This window comes from Cohnella sp. LGH (genome assembly GCF_017671885.1).
In the GTDB taxonomy this organism is placed as follows: domain Bacteria; phylum Bacillota; class Bacilli; order Paenibacillales; family Paenibacillaceae; genus Cohnella; species Cohnella phaseoli.
Genome location: NZ_CP072117.1, coordinates 8,291,037 through 8,309,626 on the forward strand (window position 1 = coordinate 8,291,037; position 18,590 = coordinate 8,309,626).

General features: G+C 53.3%; 18 protein-coding genes. 3 read left to right on the forward strand and 15 right to left on the reverse strand.

Translation table 11 applies throughout. The annotated features are described in order from the left end of the window. Nucleotides 1-165: 165 nt before the first annotated feature. The 4 genes from J4772_RS34170 to J4772_RS34185 all read right to left on the reverse strand — a co-directional run bounded on the left by J4772_RS34170 (nt 166) and on the right by J4772_RS34185 (nt 5,098). Complete coding sequence (locus J4772_RS34170) at nt 166-1,827, reverse strand: extracellular solute-binding protein (protein WP_209077615.1); 1,662 nt, start codon at nt 1,825-1,827, stop codon at nt 166-168. A 59-nt stretch (nt 1,828-1,886) separates the two neighbouring features. Continuing rightward, nucleotides 1,887-2,786: a carbohydrate ABC transporter permease gene (locus tag J4772_RS34175; RefSeq protein ID WP_116064847.1), complete on the reverse strand. Its 900-nt coding sequence runs from the start codon at nt 2,784-2,786 to the stop codon at nt 1,887-1,889. A 33-nt stretch (nt 2,787-2,819) separates the two neighbouring features. Beyond that, complete coding sequence (locus J4772_RS34180) at nt 2,820-3,680, reverse strand: ABC transporter permease (protein ID WP_247741254.1); 861 nt, start codon at nt 3,678-3,680, stop codon at nt 2,820-2,822. A 419-nt stretch (nt 3,681-4,099) separates the two neighbouring features. Next, nucleotides 4,100-5,098, reverse strand: coding sequence for a LacI family DNA-binding transcriptional regulator (locus J4772_RS34185; RefSeq protein ID WP_209073278.1), 999 nt, complete (start codon nt 5,096-5,098; stop codon nt 4,100-4,102). Nucleotides 5,099-5,243: 145 nt separating this feature from the next. Here J4772_RS34185 and J4772_RS34190 point away from each other — a divergent pair, with 145 nt between their 5' ends. From J4772_RS34190 to J4772_RS34200, 3 genes are all read left to right on the forward strand, one after another. Continuing rightward, nucleotides 5,244-6,008: a DeoR/GlpR family DNA-binding transcription regulator gene (locus tag J4772_RS34190; RefSeq protein WP_209073279.1), complete on the forward strand. Its 765-nt coding sequence runs from the start codon at nt 5,244-5,246 to the stop codon at nt 6,006-6,008. Between the two features lie 132 nt (nt 6,009-6,140). Further along, nucleotides 6,141-6,950, forward strand: coding sequence for an HAD-IIA family hydrolase (locus tag J4772_RS34195; protein WP_116064843.1), 810 nt, complete (start codon nt 6,141-6,143; stop codon nt 6,948-6,950). Further along, on the forward strand, nt 6,947-8,041 hold the full coding sequence (locus J4772_RS34200) for a sn-glycerol-1-phosphate dehydrogenase (RefSeq protein WP_209073280.1): 1,095 nt from the start codon (nt 6,947-6,949) through the stop codon (nt 8,039-8,041). Before J4772_RS34195 ends, J4772_RS34200 begins: the two co-directional genes overlap by 4 nt. A gap of 65 nt (nt 8,042-8,106) precedes the next feature. On the opposite strand, the gene htpX is transcribed toward J4772_RS34200, so the two are convergent. The 11 genes from htpX to J4772_RS34255 form a co-directional block, all read right to left on the reverse strand. Next, nucleotides 8,107-8,985: a protease HtpX gene (htpX, locus tag J4772_RS34205; protein WP_209073281.1), complete on the reverse strand. Its 879-nt coding sequence runs from the start codon at nt 8,983-8,985 to the stop codon at nt 8,107-8,109. Between the two features lie 160 nt (nt 8,986-9,145). Continuing rightward, complete coding sequence (locus tag J4772_RS34210; RefSeq protein ID WP_209073282.1) at nt 9,146-9,742, reverse strand: Uma2 family endonuclease; 597 nt, start codon at nt 9,740-9,742, stop codon at nt 9,146-9,148. A gap of 63 nt (nt 9,743-9,805) precedes the next feature. Further along, nucleotides 9,806-10,402: a Uma2 family endonuclease gene (locus J4772_RS34215; RefSeq protein WP_209073283.1), complete on the reverse strand. Its 597-nt coding sequence runs from the start codon at nt 10,400-10,402 to the stop codon at nt 9,806-9,808. A gap of 125 nt (nt 10,403-10,527) precedes the next feature. Then, nucleotides 10,528-11,025 carry a hypothetical protein gene (locus tag J4772_RS34220; RefSeq protein ID WP_209073284.1) on the reverse strand — a complete coding sequence of 166 codons (498 nt, stop codon included), beginning with the start codon at nt 11,023-11,025 and terminating at the stop codon, nt 10,528-10,530. Between the two features lie 42 nt (nt 11,026-11,067). After that, nucleotides 11,068-11,712 (reverse strand): TVP38/TMEM64 family protein, encoded by a 645-nt coding sequence (locus J4772_RS34225; RefSeq protein WP_209073285.1) that lies wholly within the window; start codon nt 11,710-11,712, stop codon nt 11,068-11,070. Between the two features lie 141 nt (nt 11,713-11,853). Then, the gene (locus J4772_RS34230; RefSeq protein WP_209073286.1) at nt 11,854-13,719 is read right to left on the reverse strand and encodes an LTA synthase family protein; all 1,866 of its coding nucleotides are present in this window, start codon (nt 13,717-13,719) and stop codon (nt 11,854-11,856) included. Nucleotides 13,720-14,304: 585 nt separating this feature from the next. Then, nucleotides 14,305-14,586: an alpha/beta-type small acid-soluble spore protein gene (locus J4772_RS34235; RefSeq protein ID WP_209073287.1), complete on the reverse strand. Its 282-nt coding sequence runs from the start codon at nt 14,584-14,586 to the stop codon at nt 14,305-14,307. A 74-nt stretch (nt 14,587-14,660) separates the two neighbouring features. Next, nucleotides 14,661-16,601 (reverse strand): ribosomal protection-like ABC-F family protein, encoded by a 1,941-nt coding sequence (gene abc-f, locus J4772_RS34240; protein WP_209073288.1) that lies wholly within the window; start codon nt 16,599-16,601, stop codon nt 14,661-14,663. A 100-nt stretch (nt 16,602-16,701) separates the two neighbouring features. Then, nucleotides 16,702-16,845 (reverse strand): hypothetical protein, encoded by a 144-nt coding sequence (locus J4772_RS34245; RefSeq protein ID WP_209073289.1) that lies wholly within the window; start codon nt 16,843-16,845, stop codon nt 16,702-16,704. Nucleotides 16,846-16,991: 146 nt separating this feature from the next. Next, nucleotides 16,992-17,765 (reverse strand): ABC transporter permease, encoded by a 774-nt coding sequence (locus J4772_RS34250; protein ID WP_209073290.1) that lies wholly within the window; start codon nt 17,763-17,765, stop codon nt 16,992-16,994. A 28-nt stretch (nt 17,766-17,793) separates the two neighbouring features. After that, on the reverse strand, nt 17,794-18,564 hold the full coding sequence (locus J4772_RS34255; protein ID WP_209073291.1) for an ABC transporter ATP-binding protein: 771 nt from the start codon (nt 18,562-18,564) through the stop codon (nt 17,794-17,796). Nucleotides 18,565-18,590: the final 26 nt, after the last annotated feature.

The following is an 18,590-nucleotide window of genomic DNA, read 5'->3' on the forward strand; positions in this document are numbered from 1 at the left end:
AAAGGGATGGTTTTGCCGACTTCAGACAGGTTGTTTTGGGCTGCTTAGATCGACAAGATCTTTAGAGGTAAGCAGCCCAAAGCCAAAACTTGCGGCAAAACCATTCCCTTTCTTCATTCCATTGGGTTATTTCTTCGAGGGTATCTTTGGTTCAACTTATCTAGATTACTTCCCGGCCATTAAGGCGACGTTTTCCTGCCATTTTTGCGTCTTGTAAGCGAGCAGCTTCTCAAATCCCGCTTTCTGCGCATCCGCTTCGGCTTTATCCAACACGGCTAGCACCTCCGCATCGTTCTTGGCGAACAAAGCCTTGGCCGTCGCTTCCTTGTAAATGTCCTCAACCTTCTGCTGAATGATGCCCTCGTCCGAATCCGAAGAAGGATCCAGATTAATAAACGGAGTGCCGTTAAATTGCGTCTTCCAGGTGATTTCCGACTGCCATCTCGTCTCCCAGTTGCGTTTCTCTTCCGGTAAGGTCATCTCGATCGCCGCTTTGCGCGTATCGATAAAGACCGTGTTTCCGTTCCACTGGAAGTTATTCGTCGTGTTCATCAGCTCGGATACTTTGTCCGGCTCGGAGAAATACTTGTCATTGAAGAGCGGTCCGCCTTCTTCGTTGGTGCCTTCCCAATACAATCCTTCCGGTCCCCAGAAAATCGTCCGCTGCCCTTCCTCGCCCGTGAACCAATCCAGGAACGCGAATACGGCTTCCGGATTTTTGTGATTTTTGGTAATGACGCTTACGTTCCATCCCAGTTGAGCCCAATCCCCCGGCCACACTTTGTTCTTGTCCACGCCTTCCTTGTGAAGCGGCCAAATCATCATAAATCCGGGATGGTTCGGATTGGCCCCCTTCACCGTGCTGTCAGCGAGCGCGGCAATCTCCGTCGGACTCGAAGCAGCGAATACGGCAACTCTATCGGCGTACATTTTCTCTTTCACGTGATCTTCCGTTTGCGTCAGGGCGTCTTGCGTAATCAGCTTCTCGCGGAACAGCTTGCTGGCGAATTGCATCGTCTCGCGATAGACCGGGTTAACGAATAACGATGTCAGCTTATCGCCTTCAGGAACCGCTCTCATGCTGACATATGTCTTCGGAAAATCGTTGGCAAACCCGGATACCATCAGCTCGATGCCTTGGCCTTCCAGTCCCGGATCATAAGGAATCACGCTTGAACCGTACTTGCTCTTCACGGACTGCAGGTAGCTGTAGAGGTCGTCGAACGTTTCCAGCTTAGGGGAGCCCAGCTCCTCGTAAATTCTCTTATTCACGACATATCCGGAGTTTCCGTTCGGCTGCGTCGTGTACCAGTTGGGAAATTGGTACAGCTTGCCGTCCGGCGAACGAAGCAAGTTAATTGTCGATTCGCCTACCCATTTTTTCATATTCGGATACTTATCCAGCCAGTCGTCGAACGCAACCAGCATTCCCGCCTCGCGAAGCTTTTCGACATCGCCGCCGCGATCCAGCCAGATGACGTCCGGAAGCGTTTTCGAAGCGATCATCGTACTTAATTTCTGCTGCGCATTCCCGCCGGATTGAATTGCGGTCACATTCACTTTCTTATTCTCTTTAATCCAAGCGGTAGCCGGATCTTCCCCCCAAGGATTCATCGTGTACCAGTCGTAATTTCCGTAGAAGCTGAACTCGATCGGCGTTTCTCCGAATACAAAACCGCCTGCGGAACTCCCTTCGCTCTCCTTGGTTGCCGCGCCTGTCTTGTCCGGACTAGCTCCTCCTCCGGACGACTCCTTGCTGCAGCCTGCAAGCGCCGCAGACGCAGACAGCGTCAAAGCCATCAATAACAGCGAAGCCTTCTTAAACATACTCACTTGCAAAAACCCCTTTCGTTTTTTTATTTATGTTCAAAGCACGCGGCTTCAAACTACTCTTTAAGCGATCCGATTAGGACGCCCTTTACAAAATATTTCTGCACGAACGGATAGACCAGGACGATCGGGATGGTCGCCACCATCATCGTCGCCATGGACAGCGACTTCGTCGTAATGTTGCTCTTCATGCGCGACATGGCTGCATTCGCGGCGGAATTCATCTGCGACAGCTGCTCGCTCATAATGTTGGAGTTCAGAATCTGCTGCAGCTTGGTTTGAATCGGCAGCAACTCGGGATTGTTAATGAAAATGCTTGGCGCAAACCAATCGTTCCAATGGTAGACCGCCGTAAATAACGAAAGCGTGGCGATAACGGGACCGGACAGCGGCAGCGCAATTCGGAAAAGCACACCCCAGTTGTTGCAGCCGTCCATCTTGGCCGATTCCTCGAGACCGTCGGGAAGCCCCTGGAAAAAGGTGCGGAAAATGATCATATTCCACACGCTGATCATTCCCGGAATAACCATCACCCAGAAAGTGTCCATCATGCCCAGCTCGCGAATCAGCAGGAAATACGGAATCAATCCCCCGCTGAAGTACATCGTAATGATGCACACGACCATGTAAAACTTCTTGTGCATCAGTTCCTTCTTCGACATTCCGTACGCGAAAATCGCAGTACTCATAATCGAGAGGAACGTCCCTGCAATCGTTCTTAGAATCGAAATGATGAAGCCGTCGACAATTCTCTTGTCCTTAAAGACAATGTGATAGTTATCGAGCGTAAAATCGCGAGGCCAGAAGGTAACTCCGCCTAACGCGGTATCCATCCCGTTGTTGAACGAGATGACAGCCGAGTTCCAGAAGGGATAGAAGGTTGCAAAGCCAAGCACGCACAGCGAGATGTAAATCGCGCCGTACATCAATCTGTCTCCGGCGGTTAATCTATGCATTCGGTCTCATTCCTTTCTCTGTTGGCCATGCGTTTACCACAAGCTGTTTCCGCTTTTTCTAGCCGCTAAGTTGGCGATGGTCAACAAGGCAACGCTGATAATCGCTTTGAACAAGCCGATGGCGGTCGCGTAGGAGAACCGCTGATTTTCAATTCCGATGCGATACACGTACACATCGATGACATCGGATACTTCGCGAATGCCCGCGTTCGCGAGCAGCAGGATATCTTCGAAGCCGGCGCTGAGCAGATTCCCGATCGCCAGAATCATGAAAATGATAATGACGGGCATGATCGAAGGAATCGTTATCAGATACGTCATCTTAAACTTGCTGGCCCCGTCGATCGCCGCCGCTTCATACATCTGCGGATTAACGCCGGCAATGGCGGCAAGGTAAATAATCGAACCGAATCCGATGCTCTTCCACACGTCCGTCACGACCAGAATGCTCCAGAAGTATTCGGGAAGCGAGAGAAAGCTGATCGGCTCGTCAATCAAATTCAATTGCTGCAGCAGCATGTTAATGCTCCCGTTATCCGTCGACAGCATGGAAGACACCATGCCGGCAACGATGACCCACGACATAAAATGCGGCAGGTAACTGACCGTCTGAATGACCCGCTTGAACGCCAGCTTGCTCACTTCGTTCAACATGAGAGCCAGGATGATCGGAGCCGGGAACCCGATAAAAAATTTCAAAAAGCTAATTACGATCGTATTGCGGATCACCCGATTAAAATCGGGATCGTTGAAGAACGCTTCGAAATGCTTCAACCCGACCCATGGGCTATCGAGAAAGCCTTTAAACAGGCTGTAGTCTTGAAATCCCAGCAGCACCCCGTACATCGGAATGTATTGAAAAACAATAATGAGCAGCAGAGCAGGAACCACCATCAGCTGAATATCCCATTGTCCCGCCAGTCGTTTGAAATAGCTTTTCTCCGCACCGCCATATGCCGGCTTTCGCTCCGACGCGATCGGGGTATTACGAGCCATCGTCATTCTCCCTTCACCAGTTCGTCCTTAAAGTTTAATCGCTTTAACATTTGATTTGAGTTTACTCTGGCATGAAAGCCCTGTCAATCACCAAAAATAAAAACGATTAAACAAATTTTGCAGATTTTTGGGGGAAAATTCACCAATTAACCCCCATTTGACAATATTCTTGCATGTATTTAATATTTGCAAAATGTTTAAGCGTTTATATTTTACAGAAGTATTTCACATGGAGTCCGACACCTCCTTTTGCGCAATACAAAAAGCCATCCATTCGGCGAGGTTCGCCAGAATAGATGGCCTTCGGCTTTCTGCGGTTAGGTAGATCTGGGCACGCCCGTCGTTTCCCGAATAATTAGCTCCGGGTCGAACTCCATACTCACGTTTCGTCTGCTCGGATCCTTGATCAGCTTAAGCAATATGTCCACTCCCTGCCGACCGATCTTCTCGAACGGCTGTCGGACGGTCGTCAGATACGGACGGAACTCGGAAGCATAGATCTGATCGTCGAAGCCGATAACGGAGACGTCTCCCGGAACTTGAATACCCGCATTCTTGAACGCGTCCATCACGCCGAGCGCGATAAAATCGTCGGCGGCAAATACGGCCGTCGGCAGCTTGCCCGACTCGATCCAGCCGCTGGCGATCCGATAGCCCGAGGGAATGTCAAACCCTCCCTCCACAACACCAAACGGTTTAATCCCCGCTTCCTCATGGGCATACAGGTAGCCTTTCTCCCTCTCCCGGCTGCTGAGAAACGACCTCGGGCCGCTAATATGAGCTATATTCGAGTGGCCGAGGTCAATCAAATGCTTCGTCGCATCGTATCCGCCCTTGAAGTTGTTAACGACAATCATCGATACGGACAAATTTTGCTGCTGACTGTCCAAAATAACGAACGGAATTTTTCGCTTCTTGAGCTCCATCACATAAACATCCGAGTTGGCCGGCGACAGCAGAATAACTCCGTCTACGCGATCCTCCTGGAACATGGAGCGCCGGAATGACTCTTCGTCTCCCTGAGAGATCGAAAGCGCAAGAAAATAGCCGTTCTCGGCCAACCGATCGTTGATCTCCTGTACTACCGCATCGAGAACGGAGTCGTGCAAGGTCGCCAAGGTCAGACCGATAATACCGGTTCTTCCGCTTGCCAGACTCCGGGCGGAAGCATTTGGATGATAATCGAGCTCTTTCATTGCCTGCAGTACTTTTTCCCTGTTCTTCTGTCTGACTGACGTGGAGTGATTCAGCACTCTGGACACCGTAACAACCGACAGGCCCGCTTTCTTGGCAACGTCGAAAATACTGACCTTCATCTCACGAACCGTCTCCTGTTACATTCATATTTTCATTAACGTATCATATTTCTTACAGAAATTCATCCTATAGTATCCAACCATCGTTTGTTGTCATTTGCCTTCGTTTTGCTTAAAATGTAACCAAACCTAAGGAGGGAAAGCGATGTTCGCTTCACATAGAAGGGACCGGATATTGGAGCTTCTGCAGCAGGACAAGCAGGTGCTCGTCAAAGATTTGGCGCGCTTGTTCAACGTATCCGAAGGCACGTTGCGGATCGATCTCCGCATTCTTGAGGATGAGGGAATGCTGGAAAGAACCCATGGCGGAGCCATTCCGAGGAAGCAGCAAGCGGCGGCCAACGAACTGCGGAATCCCTCCCGCAGCCAGCTCAACTATGAGGAGAAGCAGGCGATCGGCAGAAGAGCGGCCAAGCTTGTCATCGACGGGCAGTGCATTATTTTGGACGCCAGTTCGACCGCGTTGGAGTTGGCCAAAGGCTTGACCGACCATAATTATTTGACCGTGGTCACCAATGGACTTGAGACGGCAATGACGCTGAACCAGAATCCGCGCAACAACGTCATCCTCATCGGAGGCGTGCTGCGGAGCGGTTCCAAGACAGTCGAAGGCGTACTTGGCAAAGACATTCTGAGCGGCATTCACGCCGATCTGTTCTTCACTTCCGCCGAAGGACTGAGCGTGCAGGAGGGCATGACGGACTTCAGTCTGTACGAAGCGGAGCTCAAAAAACTGATGACCGCCAACGCCAGCCGAACCGTCGCTCTCGTCGATCATACTAAGCTCGGGAGAAGATCAATCGCCTCCTCGGTCGCCTTCGATGCGATTCACATCCTCATCACGGACGGAAGGGCGGATCCCGTTTTCCTGAAGCAGTTCCGACGCACGGAAGTGATCATAGCCGACTGAATTCGCCATCAAACGAACGTTCATATACAAGCGGATGCGAACGTCGATAAACGCACTCAATCGTTGACATTCGCAAGCAAACGAAAGGACAATAGAGAGAAGAGAATTCGCGATTTAGGGGGAAACTGCATCATGGCATTGAACGGAATCGATGGATTGATTATCGACCTGGACGGTACGATCTATCTCGGCTCTCAAGCGATTGAGGGAGCCAAGGAAACGATGGAGCATATTCGCGCCGCAGGTATAAAGGTCGTTTTCTTAAGCAACCGCGGCAATTATTCCCGAAGAATGTGCCAAGAAAAGCTTGAGGCAATGGGCATTCCGGCAGCGGCGGAGGAGATTATTCTAACCTCTTCCGTGACCGCCACATATTTGCTGGAGAACGAGCCTGACGGCAAAGCCTGGCTGTTCGGAGATGAAGGATTGCATGAGGAGCTGAGGAGCCATGGAGTTCAACTCGCCGCCAAGCCGGAGGAAGCCGATTGGCTCGTTATTACGCTTCATGAGTCGCTGACTTACGCGGAATTGAACGACGCTTTTCGGGCCGCTCGCAGCGGCGCCAAACTTATCGTCACCAACGAAGACAAAACTTTCCCCGGAGACGGCGGAGAATGTATCGACGTGGGGGCTACGATCGCCGCGATCGTCCATACGACCGGAGCAGAGGTGTCCGTCGTCGTCGGCAAGCCTTCGGCCTATATGGCCAATGCGGCTCTTCGTGCTTTGGATCTGCCGCCCGAACGCTGTCTCGTCATCGGGGATAGCCTCCATTCCGATATCGCCCTGGGCAAGCGCGCCGGTATCCGCACGGCGCTCGTGCTCAGCGGATCGACAACGCGTGAACGGGGCGAAGCCGCCGAGGAGCGCCCCGATTTTATCTGGGATTCCATCTCGGACATTCGCACGCTGCTGCAGTCCGACAAGGAGGAGCGTCAATGACCTTTCCCGTAAAAATCGAAGCCGGCGCGCTTAACGCGGTTGCCCCGTACTTGAAAGAGCAAGGATATCGCCAAGTCGCCATCGCGGTCGACGAAATGACGTATAAAGTGGCGGGGGAGAGACTGGAACGGGAGATTGAGCGTGCAGGAATTCAAGTTGGAACAACGCGGATTGAGCCTGATCGCCAAGGCGATGTGATCGCGGACGAGGCTTCCATAGTCCAACTGATTCTGGCGCTGCGCCAGGAGGCCGCGGAAGTTGCGATCGCCGTCGGCTCGGGGACGCTGCACGACATCTCGCGCTTTGCGGCATACGCTGTCGGTATCCCCTTCGTATCGGTGCCTACAGCGCCTTCTGTCGACGGCTTTAATTCCGTCGGGGCGCCGCTCATTCTGCGCGGCGAGAAAAAAACGATCGGAGCCATCGGACCTTCCGCTATTTTCGCGGATCTGGACATTCTGACGCAGGCTCCGGACGCGATGGTTGCCGCAGGCTTCGGCGATATGCTGGGCAAATATACTTCTCTATTCGACTGGACGTTCGGCCATCTAGCAGGGGCGGAGCCGTTCTCGCGCGAGGTGTACGAGCGAACGGAGCGAGCGCTGCTGGCGTGCGTGGAACATAGCGAGGAGATCGGACGCCGCACGCCGCATGGTATCGAGACGCTGACTCGGGCGCTTATCGAGTCCGGCTTCGCGATGCTGCAATTCGGCCAGTCTCACTCGGCCTCCGGCGCCGAGCATCATCTCTCCCACTACTGGGAGATGGAGCTGCTTCGACTCGGTCGTAAGCAGGTACTGCATGGCGCGAAGGTCGGGATCGCCTGCGCGATCATTTCGGACCTGTACCGCGAGTTGGCTTCGGAGCGCCCGGAGCTGTTTCCTGCGGAGTATCGCGAGGCGCTGACCGAGGCGATCGCCCGCATTCCAAGCGGCGAGGAAATCCGCCGACTGCTTGCGCTGGCAGGAGGGCCGACCGCCCCCGAAGCGCTCGGCATCGGCCAAGAGCTGCTCGAGCGAAGCTTGCGCGAGGCGCACCGTATTCGCCCCAACCGCTACTCCCTGCTTAGAACGTACAACGAATCGAATTAAGCGACGATGAAGGCCGCCCCACAGCAGCAGCTGACGGGACGGCCTTGATTTTTCCCCGAAGGGGATTAACCGGCTTGCAAACGACGGATTCTCTCTTCGAGGTCCGGGTGCGTCGAGAACAAAGCGCTTCTCTTCTTGCCGCTGATTTGCAGAGTGGAGATCGCGGTTTGCTGACTGTCCTGCATACGATCCTGATAGGCTTTGAGCCCGCGCAGCGCGTGAATCATTTTGTCGCGGCCCGCCAGATGGGCGCCGCCGGCATCGGCATGGAACTCGCGATGTCTGGAATAAGCCAGAACGACAAGGCTGCCCAGAATGGAGAAGGCGATCTGGAAGACGATAACGGCGATAAAGTGAACAAGCCCGGCCAATTCTTCCTTCACGAGCCGCGATACGGCCCAAGCGGCGATACGCGACAGGAAGACGACAAACGTGTTGACGACTCCCTGCAGCAGCGTCATCGTGACCATGTCTCCGTTAGCAACGTGGGCGACTTCGTGGGCGATGATGGCTTCCACTGCATTTTCGTCAAGCTCGTGCAGGAGTCCGCTCGATACGGCGACGAGGGAGCGCTTCTTCGAAGGGCCGGTGGCGAACGCATTCACCTCATTCGATTCGTAGATGCCGACCTCGGGCATATGCGTGAGCCCCGCGGCGCGGGACAGACGGTGAACCATATCGACGACTTGACGCTCGCCGTAGCTCAAATTGTCCTCCGGCTTGAGGACCTGGACTTTCATCATCATTTTGGCCATCCAGCGGGACATCGCCAGAGAGATAAACGCTCCGGTAAAGCCGACGATGGCGCTGAATACGAGCAACGAGCCAAAATCGATTCCGCCCGATTCATTCAAATACGAGCTAACTCCGAACACGGACAAGATGATGCCGATCGTGATCATGACGAGCAAGTTGGTTAGAATAAATAGCAAAATTCGCTTCATGAGTTCCTCCTGATTTCCTGCTATATGTGTTGAACCGAAGCATGGGAAGATCCTTATATTCCAAAAAGGATGACTTGCCGGCTTCAGATAAGCTCGACACATATAGGATAAGATTTTCTTAATCTTTATGTACGGATGAACCCCCTAATGCGTTTCAGTATCAGTCAAGCAAATCCGGATGAACAGGCAAACTCCGCACAATCTCGTTCATGCTGAACGAGGCGCATAAAGCTGCCTTGGAGCTGATCTTATCGTCTTCAGCATATACGTCGATCAGTTCGTAACGATCACCATCCAGCACATATTGTTCCAACGTTAAGTTGGAGAGGTCGACGATCCAATATTCCGGAACGCCGTATTTGGCATATACGATGCGTTTCTGCACCTTGTCCCGTCTGCGCGAATGCTCGGAGGAGATCTCGACGACCAAGTCGGGGGCGCCGTTGATGCCTCTCTTTTCAATAATATCCATTCTAATGCGATGGATCATGATGAGGTCCGGCTGCCGGACTTCCGTATCGGACAAAATAACGTCTATTGGCGACGAGTAGATGATGTATTCGTTGCGGCAGCTCTCATTAAGCTTATACTGCAACTCATAAACAAACGACTGATGTGTTGTCGTCGGAGCAGGACTCATTAGCTCCAGCACGCCGTCGGAAATTTCATAGCGTCTGCCGTCGTCTTCCATATCTGCGTACATGTCGTAAGTAACCGGCGTCTCTTTGATCAGCTCTTCGTATGTTTTCTTTTTCATGCCTATGGCGCCCCTTTCCTTGTTATAATGACTCACACACACAGCGCAGGAAAACTAATTTAACTAATTTATCTTATCCGGCTGTATGGGCAAATTCCGCACAATCTCGCCCATGCTGAACGACGCGCACGAGGCTGCCTTGGAGCTGATCTTATCGTCTTCGGCGTATACGTCGATCAGTTCGTAACGTTCACCATCCAGCACATACTGTTCCAACGTAAAGTTGGAGAGATCGACGATCCAATATTCCGGCACGTCGTATTTGGCGTAGACGATGCGTTTCTGCACCTTGTCCCGTCTGCGCGAATGCTTGGAGGAGATTTCAACGACTAAATCCGGCGCACCATTGATGCCCTTGCCGCCAATAATCTCCATTCTGCTGCGATGGATCATGATCAGGTCCGGCTGGCGGACTTCCGTAGCGGACAAAATGACGTCGATTGGCGATGAGTAGATAATGTAATCGTTGCGGCAGCTGACATTAAACTTGTACTGCAGCTCGTTCACCACCGACTGATGCGTAGGCGTCGGTGCAGGACTCATCAGCTCCAATACGCCGTCGGAAATTTCATAGCGTCTGCCGTCGTCTTCCATATTCGCATACATGTCGTAAGTAACCGGCGACTCCTTGATCAGCTCTTCGTACGTTTTCTTTTTCATGTTCCTTCCTGCTCCCTCCGCATCAACAAAAATAGCACCCCAGCAAAGAAACACATCTGTGTTTATCTTTGTGAGGTGCTTCCTCGACATTATTTCCTTCATTATGCCGCTATTCCCGCAAGCTGTCAATTTCCTGCAATAACGAACCCTTCGTCGGCCAAGTACTCCTCGGCTTCTTCGCGCGTTTCGAACGCCATTTCGAGATTCAGTCCCGCAAACAGATACCACATATCGTCCTCAAACTGCAAAGACAGCTCGTCGCCGTCTTCGTTGCGCCATTTCTCGCTTTCGGCTTCCGCGTCCAACGTTCCTGCCGTTCCAGAATCCGACTTCCCGGATGACGCGCTTCCTCCTAACAGCCGGATCGACCGGGCAACCAGCTCTCTTAGCTGCGGTTCATCGTAATCGCGAACGTTGGCAAAGCCTTTCCCGTCCGTCTCAACGCCGTCCAACCCGACTGCATACACGTAGCCGTTGCCGTTCGGATGAAAATGATAGCCCACGTTTTTCTTATCCGTCAGACTGGCGTCATAATGAAAGTTCACTCTTCCCAGGGAAACGTCTTTGCGCTGCAATTCAGGAAACGACTGCATAATCGCCAGCTTCTCTTCAAAACTCAACATATTGATTCACCCTCCCTTTCCAAATACATTATTACACACCCATTACGACCCTACGCGCTCCGGGGAGCCCTCCGGGTCTCCTCCATTCTCGTCATCCCTCGTAAACCGCCGCTCGATCCTTTTGCTGATCCACAGCGACAGACCCACGAACAGCACGACGTAGACGAGTTCAAACGGCCGCTCGACGAACCGCATCAGATCGTGGCCGATGATCGATACCGACATGACCATGATCGCCTTGCCGAACAGAATCGCGATGAGGAACGAGCGAATCCGCATCTGCGCGATAGCCGCGGCGATATTGATAACGACAAACGGCCCGACCGGGAAAATGCTAAGCAGAAACACATAACTGAACGCGTTGCGGCGCACCCACTTCAAGCTCTTCTGGACCTTGGGCTTTTGCGCCATTCGAACGAAATAAGGATGTCCGGCAATTTTGCGCACTACGAGAAATGTCGTCAGACAGCCCGCAACGATTCCGATCCAGGAGTAGAGAAAACCAAGCCACAAGCCATAGACGGCCGCATTCACTCCGACGATCAGAATCGTCGGCAGAGGCGGGATAAACGATTTCATGAACGTAAGCGCTATACCCGGCAAAGGCCCGAAATTGCGATATTGTTCCAATATATGGGTCAAATTCTCTTTGGTAATGTTGGAGAGAATGTCCGACACGAGACTCATCCGGGGCCAACACCTTTTCCGCTACGCAGTAATGTGCCTATTATACCACTTGTCCGTTCCCGATACTTCAACGCATTTCCGACAATCCTCGGAACTTCGCCGAGGCAACGGTCAGTCGTTTTGCCCGGAGAGGAGCTTTTTCTATGGCTGAGGACTTCTGTCCGGCAATTGCTCTACGAAGCTGTCGGACAGATTAAGCAGCTCCAGCGCTCGCTCGTATTCGGACCGCGAAGCGCCGCTGCCTTCAGACAGCTCTTCACCGTCGAAAGGATAGTTCGCGCCGTCCTCGTAGTCGTTGCCGGTAATGAACACTCCGGTATCCGACACGATGGAGCCGGTCGGCAGGAAGTGCCGCATCGGGAGCACATTGGAGTCCGAGTTCAATAGATCCTGCCCGAAATAAAGCTGATTCCCGAGAGAAGCCCCTACCAGATTAGCTACGGTCGGCAACAGATCGATTTGTCCCCCCGTACGCTCAATGACCGCAGGATAGGTCGCATCCGGAACGTGCATAATGAGCGGTACGTTGAACATTTCCGCATAACCGTACTCATGGCCGACCAATTCCTTCATGAGCTCGCGCTCTTCGTCATTCATCGAGTATACGGGCAAGCCTTGATGGTCGCCGTAGAAAAGCACAACGCTATCTTCCCACAGCCCGCTGCTTTTCAGATCGTCGATGAAGGCGCCTATCGCATAGTCGGCGTAATTTTGCGCCTGAATGTACCGCCCGATCATCGAATCCTCCATCTCCTCGGGAAGGGCCAAACGGCGCTTCGATTCCGGCAGATTGTAAGGGTGATGAGCGCTCATGCTCAGCACCTGCGCGTAGAAGGGACGATCGCTTTCGTTCATTTTCTTCAACTCTTCGATCGTCTTCTCGTACAGAACTTCGTCGGACGAGCCGAACGCGATATGATCCGTATCCCCGAAAAAGCTTTTGTCGTAATACCGGTCGAACCCAAGTGCCGGATATAGCTCGGTCCGGTTCCAGAACTGAACGTCGTTCGTGTGGAACGTAGCCGTATCGTAGCCGTAGCTCTTCAGCAGTTTAGGCAGGCTCGGCAGCTCCTTTTTCGCGTTGTTTTTCGTCGCCGGCTCGTGCTTAGGTACATATAAAGACGTATTCACCACGTATTCGGCATCCGCCGTCGTCCCCTGCCCAACCATCGCATAGAAACGATCGAAATGGAAATTCTCCCGGGCGAGCTTAGATAAATTCGGCATCGCCTCCCGGCCGTTCACCCGAAGGCCGATCAGGAAGTTCTGCATCGATTCCATCTGAACGATAATGACGTTTTTTCCCTCTGCTGCACCGTAATAGAGCGGTTGCTCCCGGGACGTCTTTCCTTTCAGCTCGTCGATTCGGGCTTGGGTAATTTCCTTCATGTCTACCCTTTCCTCATCGACCTTGTCATCCGCGAATATCGTGTAAAACTCGTAATTCAGAATGCCCATTTCCTCCGCTTGCATATTCTCGTTCATGCTGGCGCGGTTAGGCCAGATGCTGATAAAGCAAAGCATGACGGACACGACAAGCAGAACGGACAGCGCCTTGCGGCTAATCGGCCTCAATTGCAGCTGGAATCCCTTCGTTCGGCTCCTCAGCCACAGAGGGATGGCTACCAGAACGAGGATATCGACGAACACTAGCAAATAGTACGGGTCCATCAGCGAGTAGGTGCTGTCTCCGACCTGAGCGACTTTATTGGCTTGATTGAGCGCATGATAGGTTACGATAACGCCGTAATATTTGTAATACATCAGCACCGTAAAATAAAGCAGCGTAAACAGCAGGTTGGCGATCGTGTAATAAAGCAGCTTGCGCTTAGTCGCGAACCATTCGATCAGGCAGAAAACGACCCAGAAAAACGGAATTTCCGTCAGCATCGTCGTCACCGAAGGACCGTCTTCGAACACCACGAACCAGGCGAGACAGCACTTCAGCAGCAATATCAAAGTAAAAAGCACGAATCTCCGGTTGCCCAGCTTGATCAACAGATTCATGTCCATATCCTCTCCCTTGCGAATCGCGGAGAACCTTTTTTCTATTATTCTACCGTATACCCCAGCCTGAGGTTTCTTAAAGTTTCCTTAGATTCACGACCCCTTAACGATAACCTTGAAAAACAGCTCAAAAAACCCGCCGTCTTACACGCAGGTCGGTTAGTTGGGGTAGGAGCGACGATTGTTAGCCTTAAGCGGAAATCCCGCCTTAAATGTGCATCCTCACCCTTTCGGGGTCGCATAAAGCGGATAATCCGCTTTAATTTTGCAAATTCGGCCATTTCGGAAAAATAAAGAGAGTTTTCCACTTTAAATCGTCCATTTTCACCTATTACGGGAAAATAACGCGGATTTTCCGTTTTAACGTTTCCTCCAAGTTGAAAATAGAGGAGGGGTCCCACAAAATCAGAGTCCCTGAGATAAATAGAATATGTAAGGGAGGGGTAAGCACCCCGCCCCCTCCCTGAGGAGCCTCGCACGCCCCTGAAATGACCTCTTAACGGGTTTACCCTTTCCATTTCAGGAGCATCTTCCGAGGCATAAGCCAGCAATCGAACTTGGCTATGGGATAGCCCCTTCTTGCTCTTACCTTTTATGCCTCAATTGCTCCTGAGCCATCCGGATCATCTCCCGCACCATTGCGCCGCCGATTCTTCCTCCAACCTGCCCGGCTTCCTCCGTCGTCAGTTTCCCGTTGTCGCCCGGCTCCAGCGGCACGCCGATTTCCTTGGCAACCTCGTACTTCACCGCGTCCGGCCGCTGCGGATCGACCGAGTAGCCCTCCTTGCGCATCACGTCCGCTTTGAGGACGCTAACGCCCTCTTCCGCTCCGGGCACCGCCAGCCTCCGTCTTCTACTTCTGCCCATCTGTTCGATCGCCTCCGTTCAGTTCGGGAACGCCAAGTCTAATGTCGATGCTAGCCTTCCCGGACAAAAACGAATTATTCGTCAGCCGCTTCCATCCATTGCTCGTACAGACGATCCAGACGTCCCCGCACATCCTCTCTTGCCTCCCAATCCTTCTCCAATTCGGGGGGACTGATCGGCGTTCCGTCGTGCGTCCGGGCATCCAGCTCGGCCAGTCGCCGCTCTAGCTCGGCGATCTCCGTTTCCAGGCGCTCGCGAATAAGATCGGGCTGCCCAACGGAGCCCTGCCGCTTGATCGCCCCCGGACGCTCGAAGGCCGCTCTCGGCCGAACGCCGCGCGATGGCAAGGATTCAGCTTCTTCGGAAAACTCTAAGGCAGCCGCTCTGCGCCTGCTCTCCGCCTTGTAATCGTCGAAATCCCCCAAATAAACCGCCAGGCGTCCCTCATCCAGCTCCCAAACCTTTTGCGCCAGCCGATTGATCAAATAACGATCGTGAGTCACCGCCAGAATGGTCCCCGGATACTCGATCAGCGCTTCCTCGAGCGCCTCCCTCGACGCGATATCCATATGGTTCGTCGGTTCGTCCAGTACGAGCAGATTGGGCTTGCGCAGCACAAGCAGCGCCAACCTCAGCCTCGTCCATTCCCCGCCGGACAGCAGACCAACCGGCTTAAACACGTCGGCTCCGTAGAACAGATAGGCCGCCAGACGCGATCTGGCTTCCCCTTCTTCCATGCCGGCCTCACGGCGAAAATAATCCAACACCGACTCCTTCGGTTCTTCCGGCTGCTGCTGTTGGGCCAAATACCCGATCTCTACGCGCGAACCGAGCTTAAGCTCGCCTCCGTCCGCTTGCTCCTCGCCGAGGATCAGCCGGAGCAGCGTCGACTTGCCCGCGCCGTTGCGGCCGATGAGCGTCACCTTTTCTCCGTATTCCAGCTGCGCCGAAGCGCTCCTCAGAATGTCCTTATTCCCGTATCGCTTAGCCACGCTGTCCAGCGCGATCACCTGCTTGCCGGAACGATCGGTCGGCCGAAGCTCGAACTCCGCCTCCTTGCGATCAAGCGCCGGACGCTTCACCTTCTCCATTCGATCCAACGCCTTCTGCATGGAAGCGGCCCTGCGGAAAAACTTGCCGTTGTCGCCGATTCTGCCCCATTCCATCAGCTGTTTGATCGTTTCGCGCATCTTTTTGATTTTTTTCTGCTGCTCCTGGTAATCGGCGAACTGCTGAAGCAGAAGCTCTTCCTTCTCCTTCATATATTTCGTGTAATTGGCATGGAAAACGAGCGATTCCCCATCCTCCAGCTCAACGATCTTCGTTACGACCCGGTCCAGAAAATAACGGTCGTGCGAGACGATCAAGCACGCGCCTTCATACTTCAGCAGAAACTCCTCCAGCCACTCAACGCCTTTCATGTCCAGATGGTTCGTCGGTTCGTCGAGCAGCAGCAGATCCGGCTTGCGGATCAATTGCGAGGCCAGCCCTACCTTCGTCCTCTCTCCTCCTGACAACGAGCCGTAGTCCCGCTCGTACCACGTCTTATCGATCCGCAACCCCCCAGCGATCTGATCGATACGCGCGTCCATCTCATAGCCGTCCTCCCGCTCGAACCGTTCCTGAAGCAAGGCATAGCGCTGCAGCAGCTCCTCCAGGCGGACCGGATCGTCCGCGGCTGCCGGTTCCGACATCCGCTTCTCCAAATCGGCCATCTGAGCCCGGCACTCCAACAGTCCGCTATATCCGAGAGCTAGCACATCGTATACAGAACGATGCGCCATATTGGCGGGAATTTGCTCCAAGTAACCGATTCCGGCGTCTTTGCGCACGGTAAGCAGCCCCTCGTCGGGCGTATCCAGCTTGGCGATCAGACGCATCAGCGTCGTTTTGCCGCTGCCGTTGCGGCCCACGAGACCGGCCTTCTCTCCGTGATGAAGCTCAAAGGTCACATTGTCCAGCACTAGCTGCGCTGCATTATATTTACGTACGTTTTGGCAATTTATCGTTAACATGTCGGTTCCTCCTGAAATATCGGAGGCTCCTGCCCGGCAAATACAAAAAGGGCGCAGGGAAAATTCCCTACGCCCGTTCGGATACGTTAATCCGCTTCGGTCAAGGCAGGAACCTTCTCGAGAGTTGTGAAATCGTATGGCCGAAAATGGACGCATTTCTCCCGTATTCGCGCGCGCCATGAACGATGCCAGCCATCGCAATCGGCAATCGGCTGACTTGGTTGTTCACAAACTCTCGATTCATCCTGCCTTCACCTCCCGTCAAAAATCGTTATTCCGAGAATACCATGGACTCCGCCGACAGCGCAAGCATTCTCCATCCAACGCTGCCCAAATATGCACTAATCATTATATAATTATTTTATGATACATTATACTATTAATAACTGCTCAACCCCGATAGCTGTCCTGCCACTTGAGCAGGCGGGCCTCCAAAATCCGGACCAGAGAATCGGTCAGCTTGCCGACGATGGCAAAGATGAAGATGCCCACAAAGACGACGCCGGTACGCAGATAAGCTCGCGCGTCTTGGATCAGATAGCCGACGCCCTCATCCGCCCCCATCAGTTCCGCGACGACGAGGCAAAGCCAGGATACGCTGAGAGAAAGTCGAATGCCCAGCAGAATGTTGGGCATCGCGCCGGGAAGAATGACTTTGACGATCTGCTGGTATCTGCTGAACTCCAGCACGCGGGCGACGTCGAACAGCTTGGCGTCGACGTTGCGCACGCCGAGGAACGAATTGACGTACACGGGGAAAAACGCGCCCATCGAGATGAGCAATATTTTCGACAGCTCGCCGAATCCGAACCACAGAATAAACAGCGGAGTAACGGCCAACAACGGCACCGTCCGCAGCATCTGAATCGTCGGATCAAGCGTGTGCTCCGCCCTCCGAAACAGACCTACGGAAATGCCGATAACGAGCCCCGCGACCGCTCCAATCAGAAATCCGCTCATCGCTCGAACGACGCTGACTCCGAGATGATGAACCAGTTCCCCGGACAAAATCATGTCGTAAAAATCGCCGAAGATGGAGATCGGACCCGGAAACAGCATCGGATTCAACAGCCCAAGCTCGACCGCAATCTGCCAGACGACAAGCACGGCAACGGGAATGGAGCTGCCCAGCGCAATGCGGATGACCCTTTCTTTTCTGAACATGGATTTAGACAACCTTTCGTTAAAGTCGTTAGATATGCCAGCTGACGGTGTCTTCCTCGACATGGTTCAGCGCCGACAGCACTTCCGTCCGCAGCGCCTGAAAAGCGGAGCTTACCCGGTTTCGCGGATAGGGCAGATCAACGGGAACGACCGCTTTGATTTTGCCGGGACGGGCATCCATCACGACGACTCGATTGGACAGGAAAATCGCTTCGTCGATATCGTGCGTAACCAACAGCATAGACGTGCGGTTCTCCCGCCAAATGTCCAACAGAGACTCCTGCATATGATTCCGCGTGAAAGCGTCCAATGCTCCGAATGGCTCGTCCAGCAGCAGCACCTTAGGGTTCCGAAGCAGCGCCCTGGCGATCGCCACCCGTTGGGACATCCCGCCCGACAGCTGCTTCGGATAAGCTTTCTCAAAGCCCTGCAGCCGTACCAGTCCGATCATCTCATCCACCCGACGCCGTACGTCGGGGTCCTTCAAGGACAAATCCGCAGCAATATTTCTTTCCACAGTCAACCACGGAAACAAACGATGCTCCTGAAAAATAAACCCTTTCTCCTTGCTCGGCCCCGTTACATCGGCGTCATCCAGACGAACCGTTCCCTCGTAATCGACGTCCAACCCGGCGACGATTTTGAGCAGTGTACTTTTACCGCATCCGCTCGGGCCGATCACCGAGACGAACTCCTCTCGCCCCAGCGTAAAGTCGATCCGGTCCAGCGCATGGGTTATGGCGTCACCGGACCGGAACGTTTTGTTCAAGTTGCGTATTTCCAAAGCTGCCGTAGTCATTGCGAAGCCTCCCGCGCGTGATCATG

Excerpts from the sequence above, each read along its gene's own strand:
- J4772_RS34170 (WP_209077615.1), bottom strand. The coding sequence starts at position 1,827 with ATGTTTAAGAAGGCTTCGCTGTTATTGATGGCTTTGACGCTGTCTGCG.
- J4772_RS34175 (WP_116064847.1), bottom strand. The coding sequence starts at position 2,786 with ATGCATAGATTAACCGCCGGAGACAGATTGATGTACGGCGCGATTTAC.
- J4772_RS34180 (WP_247741254.1), bottom strand. The coding sequence starts at position 3,680 with ATGGTGGTTCCTGCTCTGCTGCTCATTATTGTTTTTCAATACATTCCG.
- J4772_RS34185 (WP_209073278.1), bottom strand. The coding sequence starts at position 5,098 with ATGAAGGTCAGTATTTTCGACGTTGCCAAGAAAGCGGGCCTGTCGGTT.
- J4772_RS34190 (WP_209073279.1), top strand. The coding sequence starts at position 5,244 with ATGTTCGCTTCACATAGAAGGGACCGGATATTGGAGCTTCTGCAGCAG.
- J4772_RS34195 (WP_116064843.1), top strand. The coding sequence starts at position 6,141 with ATGGCATTGAACGGAATCGATGGATTGATTATCGACCTGGACGGTACG.
- J4772_RS34200 (WP_209073280.1), top strand. The coding sequence starts at position 6,947 with ATGACCTTTCCCGTAAAAATCGAAGCCGGCGCGCTTAACGCGGTTGCC.
- htpX (WP_209073281.1), bottom strand. The coding sequence starts at position 8,985 with ATGAAGCGAATTTTGCTATTTATTCTAACCAACTTGCTCGTCATGATC.
- J4772_RS34210 (WP_209073282.1), bottom strand. The coding sequence starts at position 9,742 with ATGAAAAAGAAAACATACGAAGAGCTGATCAAAGAGACGCCGGTTACT.
- J4772_RS34215 (WP_209073283.1), bottom strand. The coding sequence starts at position 10,402 with ATGAAAAAGAAAACGTACGAAGAGCTGATCAAGGAGTCGCCGGTTACT.
- J4772_RS34220 (WP_209073284.1), bottom strand. The coding sequence starts at position 11,025 with ATGTTGAGTTTTGAAGAGAAGCTGGCGATTATGCAGTCGTTTCCTGAA.
- J4772_RS34225 (WP_209073285.1), bottom strand. The coding sequence starts at position 11,712 with ATGAGTCTCGTGTCGGACATTCTCTCCAACATTACCAAAGAGAATTTG.
- J4772_RS34230 (WP_209073286.1), bottom strand. The coding sequence starts at position 13,719 with ATGAATCTGTTGATCAAGCTGGGCAACCGGAGATTCGTGCTTTTTACT.
- J4772_RS34235 (WP_209073287.1), bottom strand. The coding sequence starts at position 14,586 with ATGGGCAGAAGTAGAAGACGGAGGCTGGCGGTGCCCGGAGCGGAAGAG.
- abc-f (WP_209073288.1), bottom strand. The coding sequence starts at position 16,601 with ATGTTAACGATAAATTGCCAAAACGTACGTAAATATAATGCAGCGCAG.
- J4772_RS34245 (WP_209073289.1), bottom strand. The coding sequence starts at position 16,845 with ATGAATCGAGAGTTTGTGAACAACCAAGTCAGCCGATTGCCGATTGCG.
- J4772_RS34250 (WP_209073290.1), bottom strand. The coding sequence starts at position 17,765 with ATGTTCAGAAAAGAAAGGGTCATCCGCATTGCGCTGGGCAGCTCCATT.
- J4772_RS34255 (WP_209073291.1), bottom strand. The coding sequence starts at position 18,564 with ATGACTACGGCAGCTTTGGAAATACGCAACTTGAACAAAACGTTCCGG.